The 19,262-nt window shown below is 36.0% G+C and carries 16 protein-coding genes and 1 rRNA gene; 10 read left to right on the forward strand and 7 right to left on the reverse strand.

The window, feature by feature from the left end:
* The 7 genes from H280_RS0103115 to dnaA form a co-directional block, all read right to left on the reverse strand.
* Positions 1-152: ribosomal RNA gene (locus H280_RS0103115) — 16S ribosomal RNA — on the reverse strand; the annotation flags it as partial.
* A gap of 237 nt (positions 153-389) precedes the next feature.
* Positions 390-2,855 (reverse strand): DNA gyrase subunit A, encoded by a 2,466-nt coding sequence (gene gyrA, locus H280_RS0103120; protein ID WP_020059654.1) that lies wholly within the window; start codon positions 2,853-2,855, stop codon positions 390-392.
* A 91-nt stretch (positions 2,856-2,946) separates the two neighbouring features.
* Entirely contained in the window at positions 2,947-4,869 is a 1,923-nt protein-coding gene (gene gyrB / locus H280_RS0103125) for a DNA topoisomerase (ATP-hydrolyzing) subunit B (RefSeq protein ID WP_020059655.1), read from the reverse strand.
* A gap of 38 nt (positions 4,870-4,907) precedes the next feature.
* A complete protein-coding gene (gene recF, locus H280_RS0103130; RefSeq protein ID WP_020059656.1) occupies positions 4,908-6,035 on the reverse strand; it encodes a DNA replication/repair protein RecF in 1,128 nt (375 codons plus the stop codon).
* A gap of 12 nt (positions 6,036-6,047) precedes the next feature.
* Entirely contained in the window at positions 6,048-6,260 is a 213-nt protein-coding gene (gene yaaA / locus H280_RS0103135) for a S4 domain-containing protein YaaA (RefSeq protein WP_028411084.1), read from the reverse strand.
* 127 nt (positions 6,261-6,387) lie between these two features.
* Positions 6,388-7,533, reverse strand: coding sequence for a DNA polymerase III subunit beta (gene dnaN / locus H280_RS0103140; protein ID WP_020059658.1), 1,146 nt, complete (start codon positions 7,531-7,533; stop codon positions 6,388-6,390).
* A 187-nt stretch (positions 7,534-7,720) separates the two neighbouring features.
* The gene (gene dnaA / locus H280_RS0103145; protein ID WP_020059659.1) at positions 7,721-9,064 is read right to left on the reverse strand and encodes a chromosomal replication initiator protein DnaA; all 1,344 of its coding nucleotides are present in this window, start codon (positions 9,062-9,064) and stop codon (positions 7,721-7,723) included.
* 562 nt (positions 9,065-9,626) lie between these two features.
* Between dnaA and rpmH the strand changes: the two genes are divergently transcribed.
* The 10 genes from rpmH (at position 9,627) to H280_RS0103205 (ending at position 19,252) form a co-directional block, all read left to right on the forward strand.
* The gene (gene rpmH, locus H280_RS0103155) at positions 9,627-9,761 is read left to right on the forward strand and encodes a 50S ribosomal protein L34 (RefSeq protein ID WP_000831901.1); all 135 of its coding nucleotides are present in this window, start codon (positions 9,627-9,629) and stop codon (positions 9,759-9,761) included.
* A 78-nt stretch (positions 9,762-9,839) separates the two neighbouring features.
* Complete coding sequence (gene rnpA / locus H280_RS0103160) at positions 9,840-10,205, forward strand: ribonuclease P protein component (RefSeq protein ID WP_020059661.1); 366 nt, start codon at positions 9,840-9,842, stop codon at positions 10,203-10,205.
* A gap of 39 nt (positions 10,206-10,244) precedes the next feature.
* Positions 10,245-11,012, forward strand: a complete 768-nt coding sequence (gene spoIIIJ / locus H280_RS0103165) for a YidC family membrane integrase SpoIIIJ (RefSeq protein WP_020059662.1) — start codon at positions 10,245-10,247, stop codon at positions 11,010-11,012.
* On the forward strand, positions 11,009-11,626 hold the full coding sequence (gene jag / locus H280_RS0103170; protein ID WP_020059663.1) for an RNA-binding cell elongation regulator Jag/EloR: 618 nt from the start codon (positions 11,009-11,011) through the stop codon (positions 11,624-11,626). Before spoIIIJ ends, jag begins: the two co-directional genes overlap by 4 nt.
* A 381-nt stretch (positions 11,627-12,007) precedes the next feature.
* Positions 12,008-13,384 carry a tRNA uridine-5-carboxymethylaminomethyl(34) synthesis GTPase MnmE gene (gene mnmE, locus H280_RS0103175; RefSeq protein WP_020059664.1) on the forward strand — a complete coding sequence of 459 codons (1,377 nt, stop codon included), beginning with the start codon at positions 12,008-12,010 and terminating at the stop codon, positions 13,382-13,384.
* Between the two features lie 19 nt (positions 13,385-13,403).
* Positions 13,404-15,293, forward strand: a complete 1,890-nt coding sequence (gene mnmG, locus H280_RS0103180) for a tRNA uridine-5-carboxymethylaminomethyl(34) synthesis enzyme MnmG (RefSeq protein WP_020059665.1) — start codon at positions 13,404-13,406, stop codon at positions 15,291-15,293.
* A 21-nt stretch (positions 15,294-15,314) separates the two neighbouring features.
* Positions 15,315-16,034 carry a 16S rRNA (guanine(527)-N(7))-methyltransferase RsmG gene (rsmG, locus tag H280_RS0103185; protein WP_020059666.1) on the forward strand — a complete coding sequence of 240 codons (720 nt, stop codon included), beginning with the start codon at positions 15,315-15,317 and terminating at the stop codon, positions 16,032-16,034.
* A gap of 389 nt (positions 16,035-16,423) precedes the next feature.
* Positions 16,424-17,272 (forward strand): nucleoid occlusion protein, encoded by an 849-nt coding sequence (gene noc, locus H280_RS0103190; protein ID WP_020059667.1) that lies wholly within the window; start codon positions 16,424-16,426, stop codon positions 17,270-17,272.
* A gap of 377 nt (positions 17,273-17,649) precedes the next feature.
* Positions 17,650-18,411, forward strand: coding sequence for a sporulation initiation inhibitor protein Soj (gene soj, locus H280_RS0103200; RefSeq protein WP_020059669.1), 762 nt, complete (start codon positions 17,650-17,652; stop codon positions 18,409-18,411).
* Entirely contained in the window at positions 18,404-19,252 is an 849-nt protein-coding gene (locus tag H280_RS0103205; protein ID WP_020059670.1) for a ParB/RepB/Spo0J family partition protein, read from the forward strand. Before soj ends, H280_RS0103205 begins: the two co-directional genes overlap by 8 nt.
* The last annotated feature ends 10 nt before the right edge of the window (positions 19,253-19,262 follow it).

Genomic DNA, 19,262 nt, shown 5'->3' on the forward strand with positions numbered 1-19,262 from the left:
GTTATCCCAGTCTTATAGGCAGGTTACCCACGTGTTACTCACCCGTCCGCCGCTAACTTCTTAAGAGCAAGCTCTTAATCGGTTCGCTCGACTTGCATGTATTAGGCACGCCGCCAGCGTTCATCCTGAGCCAGGATCAAACTCTCCAATAAAGTGTTTGTCTAGCATCATAAATAAAAATTGACGTTTCACGTTGTTTGTTTCGTTTAGTTTTCAAAGTTCAATGCCGCGTTTTAGCGACCTTTATAATATAACATGATATTTTGTTTCCGTCAACAACTTCTTTTATTTTTTTATCAACCAAAATTGCTGACTCCGCTTATTATATACACTTTCTAATGTATAAGCAAGCCCTATTTTCAAAAAAAAATAAAGGGGAAATCCCCCCCTTATTCTTCTTCATTCCCCTGATTTTCTTCTTCATCTTCTTTTTGTGCTTTTGCCACTGTTGCGACTTCCTGTTCGCCTTCTAAACGAATTAAACGAACGCCTTGTGTATTACGTCCCATTTGAGAAATTTGGTCAACTGGCATACGAATTAACACACCTGCTGCTGTAATAAGCATAATATCTTCTTCGCCATGTACAGACTTAACAGCAATTAACTTACCATTTTTATCTGTAATATTACATGTTTTAAGTCCTTTACCACCACGACTTTGTAAACGATATTCCTCAACCGGAGTACGTTTACCATAGCCATTTCTCGTAACAATTAAAACATCCATATTTTCTTCTACAATTTCCATGCCAACAACTTGATCTTCGTCGCCTAGTGTAATAGCTTTAACACCCGCTGCATTACGTCCCATCGATCGAACATCTTGTTCATGGAAACGAATTAACATCCCATTGCTCGTTCCGACAATCATATCTTTCTCGCCCGTTGTTAAACGAACAGAAATTAATTCATCTTCTTCACGAAGAGAAATAGCAATTAGACCATTGTTACGAATGTTAGCAAATGAGGAAAGCGGCGTTCTTTTTGCAATACCGTATTTTGTTGTAAAGAATAAAAATTGATTATCATTAAATTCTCGGATTGGAATAATCGCATTTACCCATTCATCTTTATCCACTTCTAATAAGTTGATAATCGGTATCCCTTTTGCTGTCCGGCTGTATTCAGGAATTTCATACCCTTTCGTACGGTATACTTTCCCTTTATTTGTGAAGAATAAAATGTGATCATGCGTAGATGTTGTTAATAAGTGTTCTACAAAGTCATCATCATTTGTACCCATACCTTGAACTCCGCGTCCCCCACGATTTTGCGTTTTGTACGTGGAAGCCGGTAATCGTTTCACATATCCATTATGAGTAAGTGTGATTACAATGTTTTGCTCTGGAATTAAATCTTCATCCTCGATCGCTTCCATACCGCCAATTGTAATTTCTGACCTTCGTGTATCATTAAAGCGATCTTTCACTTCTGTTAATTCTTCACGAATAATTTCAAGAACTTTCTCTTCATCTGCGAGAATTGCTTTTAACTCCGCAATCAACGCAAGTAGTTCTTGATATTCTTGTTCAATTTTTTCACGCTCTAACCCTGTTAAACGTTGCAAACGCATATCTAAAATTGCTTGTGCTTGCTTTTCACTTAAACCAAAACGTTCCATTAATCCTTGCTTTGCAATGTCCGCTGTCTTCGAATTACGAATTAAAGTAATTACTTCATCAAGATGATCTAACGCGATGCGTAAACCTTCTAAAATATGAGCGCGAGCTTCTGCTTTCTCTAATTCATATGCAGTACGTCTACGAATAACAACCTTTTGATGCTCTAGGTAATGGTATAGACATTCTTTTAAATTTAATACTTTGGGTTCTCCATTTACGAGCGATAGCATATTAATACCAAAGCTTGTCTGAAGTGCTGTATGTTTATATAAGTTATTCAATAACACATTTGTATTTACATCTCGTCGTAATTCCATGACGATACGCATACCGTTTCGATCCGATTCATCACGTAAATCTGTAATACCATCAATCTTTTTGTCTCGAACAAGCTCCGCAATCTTTTCAATCAACCTTGCTTTATTCACTTGATATGGTAGTTCAGTTACAATAATAGATTGTTTCCCATTTGCCTTTTCTTCGATCTCGACTCTTGCACGAAGAATTACTGTACCACGCCCTGTTTCATATGCTCTTCGAATTCCACTCCGTCCAAGAATTTGACCAGCTGTTGGGAAATCCGGGCCAGGAATATACTCCATTAATTCTGCGATTGTAATCTCTGGGTTGTGACTTAACGCTAATACCCCATCAATTACTTCACCAAGCTGATGCGGAGGAATATTCGTTGCCATCCCAACGGCAATACCAGTTGCACCATTTACTAATAAATTAGGAAAACGCGCTGGTAATACAATTGGTTCTCTTTCTGAACCATCATAGTTATCTTGATAATCAATTGTATTTTTGGTGATATCACGCAATAATTCCATAGAAATCTTGGACATTTTTGCCTCTGTATAACGCATCGCAGCTGCCGAATCACCATCGACAGAACCGAAATTACCATGCCCGTTGACTAGCATATAACGTTGACTAAAGTCTTGGGCCATTCGCACCATTGTTTCATATACCGCTGAATCACCGTGTGGATGATACTTACCAATTACTTCACCAACAATACGCGCTGACTTTTTATACGCTTTATCGGCAGTAATCCCTAAATCATTCATTGCATATAAAACCCTACGATGTACAGGCTTTAGCCCATCTCGAACATCTGGTAGTGCACGAGATACGATAACGCTCATCGCGTAATCTAAAAACGAGGTACGCATTTCCTGGCTAATATTAATTTCTCGAATTCGGCCTTGTTGTTGGTTGTCTGACATCAACCAGCACCTCCTCATTACATTTCCGATCGATATATCATGTTCATTTATACGTAGAAGACAGGAATACTCCGATTCCTGTCATCAGTCATTAAATATCAAGGTTTTTTACATATTTTGCATTTTCTTGGATAAAGTTACGACGTGGTTCAACTTTATCACCCATTAAAATTTCAAATGTTTCATCTGCTTCAATTGCATCTTGAAGTGAAACTTGAAGAAGTGATCGTACTTCTGGATCCATTGTTGTTTCCCACAACTGCGTTGGATTCATTTCTCCAAGACCTTTATAGCGCTGAATACCTGGTTTTGGCTGTTTCGGAAGCTCCGCTAATATTGTTTCAAGTTCTCTATCATTGTAAGCATACTCAACTCGTTTACCTTGTTGCACTTTATATAATGGCGGTTGCGCAATATATACATAACCGTGCTCAAGAATTTGACGCATATAACGATAGAAGAACGTTAATAATAGGGTGCGAATATGAGCACCGTCGACGTCAGCATCAGTCATAATAATAACTTTATGATAACGTGCCTTTTCAATATCAAAGTCTCCGCTAATACCCGTACCAAGCGCAGTAATAATTGTACGTACTTCATCGTTTGATAAAATTTTATCTAAACGAGCTTTTTCAACGTTAATAATTTTCCCTTTAAGCGGTAAAATCGCTTGGAAGTGACGATCGCGCCCTTGTTTTGCTGAACCACCCGCCGAATCACCCTCTACAATATAAATTTCACTAATAGAAGGATCTTTAGAAGAACAATCCGCTAGTTTTCCCGGTAAGCTTGATACTTCTAGCGCACTTTTTCTACGTGTTAATTCACGGGCCTTTTTCGCTGCTACACGTGCGCGAGCTGCCATCGTTCCCTTATCTACAATTTTTCGAGCAATATTTGGATTTTCAAGTAAAAACTTTTCAAGTGCTTCAGAGAAAACCGATTCTGTAATTGTTCTCGCTTCGCTATTTCCAAGTTTTGTTTTCGTTTGCCCTTCAAATTGTGGATTTGGGTGTTTAATGGATACAATGGCTGTTAAACCTTCACGAACATCTTCACCAGTTAAATTACTATCAGCATCTTTTAAAATATTATTTTTTCGACCATAATCATTAATTACACGTGTTAATGCTGTTTTAAATCCTACTTCATGCGTACCACCTTCATACGTATGAATATTATTTGTAAAGGAATAAATGTTCGTTGTATATCCTTCGTTATATTGAAGAGCAACCTCAACTTGAATTCCATCTTTTGAACCTTCTACATATACTGGTTCTTCATGTATTGGTTCTTTGGAGCGATTTAAATGCTCAACATAAGACTTAATTCCGCCTTCATAATGGAATTCTTTTTTTTGTTTATGTTCACGTTTATCTTCAATTGTTAGTTTAATATTACGATTTAAAAACGCTAGTTCTCGTAAACGAGTTGCTAACGTATCAAATTCATATTCCGTAGTTTCAGTAAAAATTTCTGCATCTGGTTTGAAACGCGTCACTGTTCCTGTGTGATCTGTATCCCCAATCACCTTTAAGTCTGCAACTGGAATACCACGTTCATACTTTTGATAATGAATTTGCCCATCACGATGAACAAATACCTCTAACTCCGTTGATAATGCATTCACGACAGAAGCACCTACACCATGTAAACCGCCAGAAACTTTATAACCGCCTCCGCCGAATTTACCGCCTGCATGAAGAACAGTCATAATAACTTCTACAGCGGGGCGCCCCATTTTCTCGTGCGTACCAACCGGAATACCGCGACCATTATCTGTTACTGTAATACTATTATCTTCTTCAATAACTAGATTAATCTCATCACAATATCCTGCTAATGCCTCGTCAATACTGTTATCAACAATTTCCCATACAAGGTGATGAAGACCTTTTCCACTCGTCGAACCAATGTACATTCCTGGACGTTTCCGAACTGCTTCTAGTCCTTCCAACACCTGTATTTGACTTTCATCATATGCATTCTCTTGCATTTGCTTTTGTTCCATTGACACAAAGATCACCTACTTTTCCATTTAGACAGAAGTTATTTATCTTCTTCTCCACAATCCACCGTGCCGTTCGTTACATGAATTGTTTTTGCTTGTTTTAATGTATCATGCTCAATTCCATCAACACTTGTCGTTGTTACAAACGTTTGCACTTTTCCTTGAATCGTATTAAGCAGATGTGATTGCCTGTAATCATCCAGTTCTGATAACACATCATCTAATAAAAGGATTGGATATTCGTTAACTTCTGAATAAATCAATTCGATCTCAGCTAACTTCAGGGAAAGCGCGGTCGTTCGTTGTTGTCCTTGCGAACCAAAAACTTGAACGTTTTTCCCATTAACGAAGAATTGCAAATCGTCACGATGAGGCCCAATTAAGGTTGTACCACGGAAGATTTCACGTTGTTTCACAGATTGGAAACTTTCATAGTATACTTCTTCTATTTTCGACAAATCCATGGATTCTGATACATCTATGCTTGGTTTATAAACTATTTCTAGTTCTTCAAGCCCTCTGCTAATACCTTGATGAATTGGAGCTGCCCATTCTTGCAATAGACGCAAAAATTCAAAACGTTTTTTTAACACCTTTACACCATGTTCAATGAGCTGAAGTGTAAACACATCTAGCATAGCTTCATCACTCTTATTGCTTCCCTGCATTTTTTTAAGCAAATGATTACGCTGTGTAAGGACTTTTTGATATTGACTTAATTCATACAAATACACAGGAGCTATTTGTCCAAGCTCCATGTCTAAAAATCGTCTTCGTACTTGAGGACTTCCTTTGACAAGGTTTAAATCTTCTGGTGCAAACATAACAACATTCATCACACCAATATATTGACTTAATTTTTGTTGCTCCAGCCCATTTAACTTCGCCTTTTTCCCTTTCTTGGAAATATTTAGTTCCAAAGACAAAGAGTTGTTTCTTTTTTGTAGTTTCCCTTTTATTTTACCATAATCCTCATCCCATCGGATAAGTTCACGATCATTAGAAGTTCGATGAGATTTTGCCATCGCTAATACATAGATCGCTTCCATCAAATTGGTTTTTCCTTGCGCATTTTCACCAATAATTACGTTTACTTTATCTTCGAAGGAGAGATCTAACTTCTCGTAATTGCGATAGTTTTGTAAATGTAATTCTGTAATATACAAAGGGATCCCCCTTTATCCTTGAACTTGAAATGTTCCGATCTCCGGAATTTCAATAATGTCATTTGTATATAATTTTCGGCCTCGTCGATTTTCAAGCTCTTTATTCACATACACTTCATACTCTTGTAAAAACCACTTTACCGCTCCGCCTGTATCAATTACGTCAGCCAGTTTTAAAAATTGTCCTAATGTAATATATTCTGTCGAAATTTGAATACGTTTCATCATAAATCGCTCACTTTCTAAAAGTGTTCATTCTTTCATTGTACTAAATAAACAAGCATTAGGAAAGTAATAGCGAGAAATCAAAAGGGTTACCAGTAGATTTGCACTAGTAACCCTTATCATAATTTTAGTACGTACGTACTGGTAAAATTAATTGAACGATGGATTCATCGTTCACAGTACGGATTAAAAATGGTCTCATCGCGCCAGTAAAACTAATTTTGATTTCTGTACTATCCAACGCTTTTAATGCATCCATCATATATTTTGCACTAAACGAAATTTTTAACTCTTCTCCAGCAAATTGTTCACATTGAACCTCTTCTACTACTTTTCCGATTTCTGGAGAATTCGATGAAATTTCCAACATTTGATTTTCTAACGTTGATAATTTCACAACATTATTACGTCCATCCCTCGCTAATAATGATGCTCGATCAATTGCTTGCAAAAATTCTTTTGTATTTACAAAAATATCTGTTTTACTATCAGGCGGAATTAATCTTGTAGTGTCAGGGTAGCTACCTTCTAGTAGTCTAGAGAAAAATAACAAATGCTTTGTGCGGAATAGAACTTGATACTCCGTTATAACAATATCTACCATCTCTTCTGATTCATCAAGAATTTTACTTAACTCATTTAAACTTTTTCCTGGAATAACAACATTAGCTTGGAATTCATTCGCAATAGTTTGTCCTGCGATTTTAGCTTTACGAAGTGCTAAACGATGACTATCTGTTGCAATACAAGTCAACTCGCTGTTATATACTTTCCAGTTTACACCTGTCAAGATTGGGCGTGTTTCTGATGTAGATACAGCAAATACAGTTTGACGAATCATATGCTTTAAAAGATCTGTCGGGATTTGAAACACATGATGCTCTTCGATCTGAGGTAATAATGGATATTCAGCTGAATCTAAACCATTTAGATTAAACTCAGATTTTCCAGATTTTATTTTTGTCATAAAATTACTTTCTACAGAAATTTCAACTGTATCTTTCGGTAATTTTTTTACAATTTCACTGAAATATTTTGCTTGTAAAATAATACTTCCATGTTGTTTTATTTCTACAATTTCTTTTCCATCTTCTTCAACTGGGATAAAAGATTCAATGGATATATCTGCGTCACTACCTGTTAATGTAACACCTTCTTCATTTGCTACAATTTTAATCCCTGTAAGAATCGGAATCGTTGTACGAGAGGAAACAGCTTTCATTACATCTTGTACACTTCTGACAAGGTGATCTTTTTGAATTGAAAAATGCATATTGAAACCCTCCGGTAAGTATAAAATTGAGTTTATTTAATAATAATAAAAAATTAGTAGTAATAGTAATAGGGCTTGTGGATATGTGGATAACTCATTTAAAAGAAGGAAAAACAGTCTATCTACATGTGGATAGACTGTGTGTAAAACAAGAATAGTTATTCACGTTGTTCACATTATTTAATTATTACTTTAAAATATCGCGAATTTCTTCAATTTGTCTTTGTAATTGAGTATCTGTTTTTAATAACTTTGAAATTTTTTCATGGGCATGAATGACTGTAGTGTGATCACGTCCTCCGAACTCTTCACCGATTTTTGGTAAAGAGGAATCAGTTAATTCACGAGATAGATACATTGCAATTTGACGAGGAAAAGCGACAGATTTTGTGCGCTTTTTTGCTTTAAAGTCTTCTAATTTCACTTGAAAAATATCCCCTACAGCCTTCTGAATGTCGTAAATTGAAATAATTTTTGGTTTTGAATTTGGAATAATATGTTTTAGTGCCTCAGCAGCTAAATCCGCATTCATATCCTTATTAATTAAAGAAGAGTACGCTACAACACGAATTAGGGCACCTTCTAATTCACGAATGTTAGAGTCAATTTGATTGGCGATATAAAGCATAACTTCATTTGGGATATCAAGTCCCTCAGCTTTTGCTTTCTTACGTAAAATTGCAATCCTTGTTTCTAAATCTGGAGGAGTAATATCTGTAATGAGTCCCCATTCAAAACGCGAGCGTAAGCGATCTTCTAATGTTGGAATTTCTTTTGGTGGACGATCACTTGAAATTACAATTTGCTTACTTTCTTCGTGCAATGCATTAAACGTATGGAAGAATTCCTCTTGTGTCTGTTCTTTTCCAGCAAGAAATTGAATATCATCTATAAGTAGAACATCGACGTTTCGATATTTATTGCGAAAATCAACTGCTTTATTATCACGAATAGAATTAATAAACTCATTTGTAAATTTTTCAGATGATAGATAAACGACTTTTGCGTTTGGATTATGTTCAATGACATAATGACCAATTGCATGCATTAAATGCGTCTTTCCAAGTCCGACTCCCCCGTAAATAAATAAGGGATTGTATGCTTTAGCGGGTGCTTCCGCTACAGCTAAAGAAGCAGCATGGGCAAAACGATTGCCAGAACCGATTACAAAAGTATCAAATATATATTTAGGATTAAGCATACTTTGTGGGAAATGATTAGGTTCATCATGCATTGCTTTATTCTTTTGAACAGGAGGATAGTCAAATTCCTCTTCTGTTTGACTTTGTGGAATGATAAAGCGAATTGTAAGTTCTGCTCCCATTAAATGAATAATTGTTTCTGAAATAAGATCAGAATAATGGGATTCCAACCAGTCACGTGCAAATTCATTTGGCGCAGTAATTGTTAAAACGTCCTTTTTTAAAGAATACGCTTTTGTAGACTTAAGCCATGTCTCATAACTAGGCTTACTGACCTTTTTTTCTAATTCTTTTAAGGTACTATTCCATAAATCCGAAATATTTTCCAAAGGTGTCCCTCCTTTACAAAAGATGATGAGTAAACAAGATGTTTAATATTTGTATAACGCAAGTGAAAAACGCTGTATATTTATACGAAGTGCTTTTTAAAAGAAAAAAGTACTTGAAATACAAAATAGGGTTTTCGACAAAAAAACACATTGTGGAAAACTTTTTATGCACATGTGATTATACATGTCCACAAGTTATGCACATATTGTGGATAAATAACAATTGTGAAAAACTTGTTCAGGGTGAAAACACAACTATAATATCAAAAAAAGATAGCGATAGCAATGTATTTCGGAAAGTTATCCACAAAATCAATACCTTGTGGAATAAACTTGTCCACAGTACGACATACTGTGTAAAAAATAAAAAAAAGTTTGTGGATAGAAAAAAGTGGTGAAAAAAATTATCCACAACAAATAGAGTGAGATGTGAACAACCTTGTGAATAGTTAAAAAATGAATATTTTATTAAAATTTTTAGAGGCATTGACATTTTACTAATAAATTAACTATAATTTATAGGACTGTCTTTAACAGTTATTCCTCAGGGAGGTGTCATATAATGAAAAGAACTTATCAACCAAATAAACGTAAGCGCAGCAAAGTACATGGTTTCCGTAGCCGTATGAGCACAGCGAACGGACGTAAAGTTCTAGCAGCTCGTCGTCGTAAAGGTAGAAAAGTATTATCTGCGTAGGCCACTGATCGTTCAGTGGTCTTTTTTTCTAGTAATTATGAGTTTTCCACTGGCGAAATACAGGAGTGTTCAATTGATATGAAGAAAAAGAATCGTGTAAAGAAGAATGAGGAGTTTCAAGCTGTTTTTCAAAATGGAAAATCAAATGCCAATCGTCAATTTGTTATCTATCAGTTAGAGAAGCCTGATCAACCGTATTTTCGAATTGGTCTTTCCGTTAGTAAAAAATTAGGAAATGCAGTCATGCGTAATCGTATTAAACGTATGATCCGTCAAGCTTTTACAGAATTAAAAGATGAGATAGATTCTGGGAAAGATTTTGTTATAATAGCAAGGAAGCCTTGTTCAGACATGGAATATGAACAATTAAAGAAAAGCTTAATTCATGCTCTGCAACGCTCGGGAGTTAAACGGGCAAAAAATGGCGAAAAAAGAGGAAAATGAATTACACTATATACATAACGAAACAAGGAGGAGCAGGCTGTGAAAAAAAAGATAGGCTTACTAGTCATGCTTATTGCTGTTATGGCAATTGCTGCTGGCTGTAATCAAACCAATCAGCCGATTACACCACAAAGTACGGGAATTTGGAATGAATATTTCGTATATCCACTTTCTCAGCTAATCACGTATTTTGCAAAATTATTTGGCAATAACTATGGTTTAGCGATTGTTATTACGACTCTTATCATTCGTTTTGCTTTATTACCATTAATGATTAAGCAAACAAAGAGTACGAAAGCAATGCAAGTATTACAACCTGAAATGGCAAAATTAAAAGAAAAATATAGCTCTAAAGACCAAGCAACTCAACAAAAATTGCAACAAGAAATGATGCAATTGTATCAAAAGCATGGTATCAATCCATTAGCAGGTTGTTTACCAATATTTATTCAAATGCCAATTTTATTTGCATTTTATCATGCAATTATTAGGACGGCAGAAATTAAACAACATAGTTTTTTATGGTTTGATTTAGGTCATGCTGATCCATTGTATATTCTTCCGATTGTTGCAGCGATTACAACGTTTATTCAACAAAAGCTTGCAATGGCTGGTACTGCGGGGCAAAATCCACAAATGGCAATGATGCTTTGGCTTATGCCTATCATGATTTTAGTTTTCGCAATTAATTTCCCAGCTGCATTATCTCTTTACTGGGTAGTAGGTAACATTTTTGGTATTGCTCAAACATATTTGATCAAAGGGCCGGATCTTAAGGCTAGTAAGGCAGGAGGATCAAGTAAGTGAGTATGATTACTGCTAAAGGACAAACCGTCGAGCTGGCAGTGCAATGCGCATTAGAACAATTGCAAGTATCAAGAGATAAAGTTGAGATACATGTTATTGATGAAGGGAAAAAAGCTTTTCTTGGTTTTATTGGAGGACGACCTGCTATTGTAGAGGTCGTTGTAATAAAAGACCCTGTAGAAGAAGCAGAACTTTATTTGAAAAGTATCATAAAAGAAATGGATGTTGATGTAACTGTTGGAACAGATGTAAAAGGGCGTGAAATTTACTTTACACTTTCTGGTAGTGATGTGGGTGTATTAATTGGAAAAAGAGGGAATATATTAAATTCTTTACAATATGCAACAAAACTTGTTGCAAATCGTAGCACGAAACAGTATATCGGTGTAACAATTGACGCTGAAAACTATCGTGATAAACGAAAAAATACGTTAGAATTGCTTGCGCTTCGGTTAGCGAAGCAAGTTAGCAATACGAAAAAAAGAGTTGTGTTAGAACCGATGCCTTCTTTTGAAAGAAAAATTATACATCAAGCACTTTTGAATCATCCGTATGTGATTACGACGTCTGAAGGTAAAGAACCACATCGACATGTTGTTGTATCTCCGAAATAAAATAAAACATCCATCCTAAGGAATTGATTCTAGATGGTTGGCTAGTTGAACAAACCAAGCTCTAATAGGTAAACTATCTGCTTTACATTTCTTAAAAGATTGAAGTAGGAGTTTTACTATCTTTTAGAGCGGGATAAACCGGTAACTCGTTTGAGTGCCGGTTTTTTACTGGATAAAATGTAAAGACAGAGAATGGTCTGTGGATAAATGAATCCACGCTAAACTTATACACAGTGGATAAGTTTAGCGTAATTTAGGTGAGGACATAATAAAATAAGTTATTATTCTTTTTTACGCAGTTTTGTTATGGTATCCTAATAATTTAGTGAAAGAAAAAATCGTGTTGAAATATAGAGAAATAAGCAAGTGAGGTGAAAGAACATGGAATTTGATACAATTGCTGCGATTTCTACAGCTCTTGGGGAAGGTGCAATTGCCATTGTTCGAGTAAGTGGAGATGATGCGGTAGAGAAGGTAAACCGTATTTTTAAAGGAAAAGATTTAACGACAGTTCCATCTCATACAATTCAGTATGGGCATATTGTGGATTTAGATACAAATAAGGTTATTGAAGAAGTTATGGTTTCAATTATGCGGGCACCAAAGACATTTACGCGTGAAGATATTGTTGAGGTAAATTGTCATGGTGGCCTTGTTTCTGTAAACAAAGTATTACAGCTTATTTTATCGCAAGGTGTTCGCTTAGCAGAGCCTGGAGAATTTACAAAGCGTGCTTTTTTAAATGGGCGTATTGACTTATCGCAAGCAGAAGCGGTTATGGATTTAATTCGCGCTAAAACAGATCGTGCAATGAACGTTGCGATTAACCAAATGGAAGGTCGATTATCAAAATTAATTGGTCGTTTACGACAAGAAATTTTAGAAACGTTGGCTCATGTAGAAGTGAACATTGATTATCCGGAATACGATGATGTAGAAGAAATGACGCATGGTGTTTTAATTGAGAAGGCAACCTATGTCAAATCAGAGATTGCAATGTTGTTACAAACTTCAAAGCAAGGGAAAATTTTGCGTGAAGGAATTGCAACGGCTATTATCGGAAGGCCGAATGTTGGAAAGTCATCGTTATTAAATAGCCTTGTACAAGAAAAGAAAGCAATTGTGACAGATATAGCAGGAACAACCCGAGATGTTATTGAAGAATATGTGAACGTACGCGGTGTACCTCTGAAACTTATTGATACAGCTGGTATTCGTGAGACAGAGGATATTGTAGAACAAATTGGTGTCGAACGTTCAAAAGAGATGATGAATAAAGCAGAGTTAGTACTTCTTGTTGTAAATTATAGCGAAGCGTTAACAAATGAAGATGAAGAGTTATTTCGAGCGGTGCAGGGGAAAGACCTTATCATCATTGTAAATAAAACAGATTTACCGAAGCAGATTGATATGGAGTATGTTGCAAAATTAGCTGGTTCAGCTCGTGTTATTACAACGGCTTTACTTGAAGAGAAGGGTGTAGATGAGCTAGAACAGGCAATTGCTGATCTCTTCTTCGAAGGAACAATTGAAGCAGCTGATATGACATATGTATCGAATGCTCGTCACATTGGTTTATTAACACAAGCAGAAAAGACGATAGGTGATGCAATCGCGGCTATTCATAGTGGTGTGCCAATTGATATGGTACAGATTGATTTAACAAGAACGTGGGAAATACTCGGTGAAATTACGGGAGACACTGTACACGAAAGTTTAATTGATCAGTTATTCTCTCAATTTTGTTTAGGAAAGTAATTGTAAGGAGGAATGGAAAATGGGATATAACGCCGGTTTTTATGATGTTATTGTAATCGGTGCAGGCCATGCAGGATGTGAAGCTGGTTTGGCAGCAGCTCGCATGGGAGCAAAAACATTAATGTTAACAATTAACTTAGACATGGTTGCGTTTATGCCGTGTAACCCTTCAGTTGGTGGGCCTGCAAAGGGAATTGTTGTTCGTGAAATTGATGCGCTCGGCGGTGAAATGGGAAGAAATATTGATAAAACACATATTCAAATGCGTATGTTAAATACAGGGAAGGGCCCAGCAGTACGTGCACTTCGCGCCCAAGCAGATAAATTTGCTTATCAGCATGAATTGAAAAAAACAATCGAGGAAACGCCAAATTTAACATTATGTCAAGCTATGGTTGAACGCTTAGTTGTAGAAGATGGTGTATGTAAAGGTGTTGTTACACAAACTGGAGCAGAATATACAGCGAAAACAATCGTTATTACAACAGGTACGTTTTTACGCGGTGAAATTATCGTTGGGAATTTAAAATATTCAAGCGGTCCAAACAACCAACAACCATCTGTGAAATTATCAGAGCATTTAGAAGAACTTGGGTTTGAACTAGTTCGTTTTAAAACAGGTACGCCTCCACGTGTAGATAGTAGTACAATTGATTATAGCAAAACAGAAATTCAACCAGGTGATGATATACCGCGTGCATTCTCTTTTGAAACAACGAAGTTCATTATGGATCAAATTCCGTGCTGGTTAACATATACAAGTGAAGAAACGCATCGTTTAATCGATGGAAACTTACATCGTTCCGCTATGTATTCTGGCATGATTAAAGGAACAGGCCCACGATATTGTCCTTCCATTGAAGATAAGGTTGTTCGTTTCCATGATAAGCCGCGTCATCAAATTTTCTTAGAGCCAGAAGGCCGTAATACACAAGAAGTATACGTACAAGGTTTATCAACAAGTTTACCAGAAGATGTACAACGTGAGATGTTAAAGACTATTCCTGGCCTAGAGAACGTAGAAATGATGCGCACAGGATATGCAATTGAATATGACGCAATTGTACCAACACAGTTGTGGCCAACACTTGAAACAAAGAAAATACAAAATTTATATACAGCGGGTCAAATTAATGGAACATCTGGTTATGAAGAAGCGGCAGGGCAAGGTTTAATGGCCGGTATTAACGCTGCGTGCCGTTCGTTAGGTAAAAAGGAAGTGATTTTAAATCGTTCGGATGCGTACATTGGCGTTTTAATCGATGATTTAGTCACAAAAGGTACAAATGAACCATATCGCTTGTTAACATCCCGTGCAGAATACCGATTATTATTACGCCATGACAATGCGGACCTACGTTTAACAGAGATTGGGCATGAAATTGGGTTAATTCCAGAAGAACGTTATGAACGTTTTACAGCAAAGAAAGAGAAAATTGAAAAAGAAAAAGAACGTTTAGCAAGTATTATTATTAAACCGCGTCCTGAAGTACAAGAGCTCATTCGCGGGGCTGGCGGAAGCGAACTAAAGGATGGTATACGTGCGAGTGACTTATTACGCCGTCCAGAAATGACATATGGGCATATTCATATTCTTGCTCCAAGTGAAGTGGAAGTTAGTGATGAAGTAGCAGAGCAAGTTGAGATTCAGCTTAAATATGAAGGATATATTGAAAAATCTTTACAACAAGTAGAACGTATGAAGCGTATGGAAAGTAAAAAGATTCCGATTGACATTGATTACGATGCAATTTCTGGAATAGCTTCTGAAGCACGTCAAAAATTAAAAGATGTCCGTCCACTATCTATGGGGCAAGCATCACGTATTTCTGGGGTAAATCCAGCTGATATTTCCATTTTACTTGTGTATATAGAACAAGGAAAAATTGCACGAGTATCGAACCAATAAATAGTTAGGAGATATAGCGAGATGAATATAGAACAATTTCAATCTATGCTAGTAGAAAGAGGGATTACTCTTTCTACTAGGCAGTTAGAACAATTTGAAATCTATTTTGAGACATTAGTTGAATGGAATGAAAAAATGAACTTAACTGCAATTACAGAGAAAGAAGATGTGTATTTAAAACACTTTTTTGATTCTATTACAGCTGCTTTTTATCATGATTTTTCAAAGCCATTTTCTATTTGTGATGTTGGTGCAGGAGCGGGGTTCCCTAGCATTCCATTAAAAATATGTTTTCCAAGTTTAAAAATTACAATTGTCGATTCTTTGCAAAAACGTATTACGTTTTTAAATCATTTAGCAACAAAATTGGAATTACAAGACGTGGCATTTTGTCATGATCGTGCTGAAACATTTGGACAAAAAGAAGGAGTACGTGAATCATTTGATATTGTAATGGCACGCGCCGTTGCCCGCCTTTCTGTCTTAAGTGAATTGTGTTTACCGCTTGTGAAAGTAGGGGGAACATTTATTGCAATGAAAGGTGCAGCTGCAAGCGAAGAGATTGAAAATGGTAAGTATGCTCTGCAAGTACTTGGTGGTGAATTAAAAGGGATGTCTACGTTTCAATTACCATTCGAGGAAAGTGAACGCAACATTTTATTGATTGAGAAAAAGAGAAAAACGCCAAAGAAATATCCGCGTAAGCCCGGAACACCGAATAAATTACCTATTGAAAAATAAATCTTATTAGACGTAAGATTAAGTTATATATCAGTAAGCAAGTTTATTAGCAACTGATGGTTAGTCGAACGAATTGAGCTTTTACAGGCAGTTATCCACCACCTATCTTTTTAGATTTCTTACAATGTTGAGGCGTGGGCTTACTGCCCGTTAGAGCGGAAGAAATAAGGTGAAACTTTGATTAGTAGGGAGGCTGCACATCTCGCTAATCGCTAGTTCAACAAATTGAGCTTTTGCGGACAGTTTATCTCTACTTACCTGCTTTATGTATGGAAAAATGTTGAGATGAGGATATTGCTGCCCACGAATAGCAAGATAAAAACGTAAATGTTTCACATGGAACATTTTTGTATAGAGTATTCAATAGGATTCAAGGTGGTGGAATATGTATGAAAAACACATTTTCTCGTTTATTTGGTTTTGGAGATAAAGAGGCTGAATTAGCATTACAAGAAGAAAGTCATGAAGAAATCAAACAAATTTCGTTAGCAAATATCGTTCCAAATCGTTATCAGCCACGGACAATTTTTGATGATGCTCGTATTGAAGAGCTTGCTCTTACAATTCATACACATGGATTAATTCAACCAATTGTTGTTAGGCAGTATGAAGGGAACAAATATGAGATTATCGCTGGTGAAAGACGTTTTCGAGCTGCTACAAAATTAGGTTGGGAAACTGTTCCGGCTATTATAAAGAATTTGAACGATACTGAGACTGCTTCTGTTGCTTTAATTGAAAACTTGCAACGAGAAGAACTTACGGCAATTGAAGAAGCTGTTGCTTATCAAAAGTTAATTGAATTACATAGTTTAACACAAGAAGCATTAGCGCAGCGACTAGGTAAAGGGCAATCTACAATTGCGAACAAGTTGAGACTATTAAAGTTACCTGAAGAGATTAAACAAGCACTATTAGAGAAAAGTATTACAGAACGTCATGCACGTGCTCTTATTCCACTTAAAAATGAAGAGATTCAATTAAAGGTTTTACAAGAAATCATTGAAAAGCAATTAAATGTAAAGCAAACAGAAGATAGAATTGCTAAATTGTTAGAAGAAACGAAACCGAAACGAAAAGCAAAACAAAAAGCAGTAAGCCGCGATATGCGTATCGCAATGAATACCATTCGTCAATCTTTACAAATGGTCGCAAATAGTGGCTTAAACGTGAATTCAGAAGAAGAAGAATTTGATGAATACTATCAAATTACAATTAAAATTCCCAAAAAAAAGTAAGGAAATAGAAAGGCCTCAACCGTCGGTTAGGGGTCTTTTTGTTACGCATTCAAAACTATATAAATCTACATTGAAAAACAACAAAAATCCCCTCTTTTTAGATGGGCGAGAGCATCTAGCTGTGCATAGAATCAATCTATATGTTGAAAAATCAAAATGGATTTATATAGTAAGGCCTTACTGATGGAGGTTTCACTTTATCCCGCTGATAGAAGTTTCACTTTATAAGTACTATATTTTCTTTTAAAATTAAGAAGGAGTTTGTAAATAAATTTTGAAGTTTAATATACAGAAGCAAATGAAGCGTAATTGTTTCATGTTAAAATGAAAATAATCATTTGTAGAATAAGATATAAAGGTTGAAAGTAGGTGACATCATGGGGAAAATCATTGCCATTGCTAATCAAAAAGGTGGGGTTGGAAAGACAACAACATCGGTAAATTTAGGAGCTGGATTGGCACAAGTAGGAAAAAAAGTACTTCTTGTTGATATTGATGCACAAGGAAATGCAACGACAGGAGTGGGAATTGAAAAATCAGATTTAAATGAATGTATTTATAATGTGCTTGTAGAAGACATGGATGTTCATGTTGTTATACAGCGAACCGCAACTGAAAATTTAGATGTACTCCCTGCCACCATTCAACTAGCAGGAGCCGAGATAGAACTTGTACCGACAATTTCCCGGGAAGTTCGCCTGCAGCGTGCGCTGCAACCAATTCGTGATGAATATGATTATATTATTATTGATTGTCCCCCATCTTTAGGTTTATTAACTATTAATGCATTAACTGCTGCAGATTCTGTTATTATTCCTGTTCAATGTGAGTATTATGCCCTAGAGGGGTTAAGTCAATTATTAAATACAGTTCGCCTTGTGCAAAAGCATTTAAATAAAAACTTAGCAATTCAAGGTGTTTTACTAACAATGCTGGACGCCCGTACAAATTTAGGATTACAAGTAATTGATGAAGTGAAGAAATACTTCCGAGATAAAGTATATAGATCCATTATTCCGCGTAATGTACGTTTAAGTGAAGCACCGAGTCATGGAAAACCAATTATGATGTATGATGCTAAGTCAAGGGGGGCAGAAGTGTATTTAGATTTAGCAAAGGAAGTGATTGCAGGTGGCTAAAGGACTAGGAAGAGGAATTAATGCGTTTTTTCCAGATTTAGATGTGAAAGAGGGAGAAACAATTCAAGAATTGCAAGTAAATCAATTACGTCCTAACCCATATCAGCCGCGTAAATATTTTCATAATGAAGCAATTCAAGAATTAGCGTTATCTATTAAAGAACATGGGATTTTACAACCTCTTATTGTTCGGAAAAGTATTAAAGGATATGAAATTGTTGCAGGAGAACGGAGATTTCGTGCTGCAAAAGAAGCAAAACTTAAAACAGTTCCTGCCGTTGTTCGAGAGTTAAATGATCAACAAATGATGGAATTTGCGCTACTAGAGAATTTGCAACGTGAAGATTTAACGCCTATCGAAGAAGCATTAGCTTATCAAATGCTCATGGAAGAGCTTAAGGTAACGCAAGAACAGTTAGCAAAGCGGCTTGGAAAAAGCAGACCGCATATTGCAAACCACATTCGTTTACTTTCTCTACCACCTTCCATACAAGACATGATTGCAAATGGAAGCATGTCTATGGGACATGGACGAACACTACTTGCATTAAAAGATAAAACAAAAATTAATAATTTATTACAACGAATTAAAGAAGAAGGATTAAATGTCCGTCAGTTGGAACAAATTATTCAACAGATGAATGAAAATGTTCCACGTGAAACAAAGAAACAAAAACCACAAAAAAATATCTTTTTTGAGGAACAAGAAACGGTGTTACGAGAACGATTTGGAACATCTGTGAAAATTAAAGAAACAAAACAAGAAAAAGGAAAAATTGAAATTCAATTTTTCAATAAAGATGATTTGCAACGCATTTTAGAGCTTTTAGCGGGAGAATGAAAAAAAGTAA

Source organism: Bacillus sp. 123MFChir2 (assembly GCF_000383235.1).
Lineage (GTDB): Bacteria > Bacillota > Bacilli > Bacillales > Bacillaceae_G > Bacillus_A.

Excerpts from the sequence above, each read along its gene's own strand:
- rpmH (WP_000831901.1), top strand. The coding sequence starts at position 9,627 with ATGAAAAGAACTTATCAACCAAATAAACGTAAGCGCAGCAAAGTACAT.
- soj (WP_020059669.1), top strand. The coding sequence starts at position 17,650 with ATGGGGAAAATCATTGCCATTGCTAATCAAAAAGGTGGGGTTGGAAAG.
- gyrA (WP_020059654.1), bottom strand. The coding sequence starts at position 2,855 with ATGTCAGACAACCAACAACAAGGCCGAATTCGAGAAATTAATATTAGC.
- mnmG (WP_020059665.1), top strand. The coding sequence starts at position 13,404 with ATGGGATATAACGCCGGTTTTTATGATGTTATTGTAATCGGTGCAGGC.
- noc (WP_020059667.1), top strand. The coding sequence starts at position 16,424 with ATGAAAAACACATTTTCTCGTTTATTTGGTTTTGGAGATAAAGAGGCT.
- dnaN (WP_020059658.1), bottom strand. The coding sequence starts at position 7,533 with ATGCATTTTTCAATTCAAAAAGATCACCTTGTCAGAAGTGTACAAGAT.
- gyrB (WP_020059655.1), bottom strand. The coding sequence starts at position 4,869 with ATGGAACAAAAGCAAATGCAAGAGAATGCATATGATGAAAGTCAAATA.
- mnmE (WP_020059664.1), top strand. The coding sequence starts at position 12,008 with ATGGAATTTGATACAATTGCTGCGATTTCTACAGCTCTTGGGGAAGGT.
- yaaA (WP_028411084.1), bottom strand. The coding sequence starts at position 6,260 with ATGAAACGTATTCAAATTTCGACAGAATATATTACATTAGGACAATTT.
- rnpA (WP_020059661.1), top strand. The coding sequence starts at position 9,840 with ATGAAGAAAAAGAATCGTGTAAAGAAGAATGAGGAGTTTCAAGCTGTT.
- rsmG (WP_020059666.1), top strand. The coding sequence starts at position 15,315 with ATGAATATAGAACAATTTCAATCTATGCTAGTAGAAAGAGGGATTACT.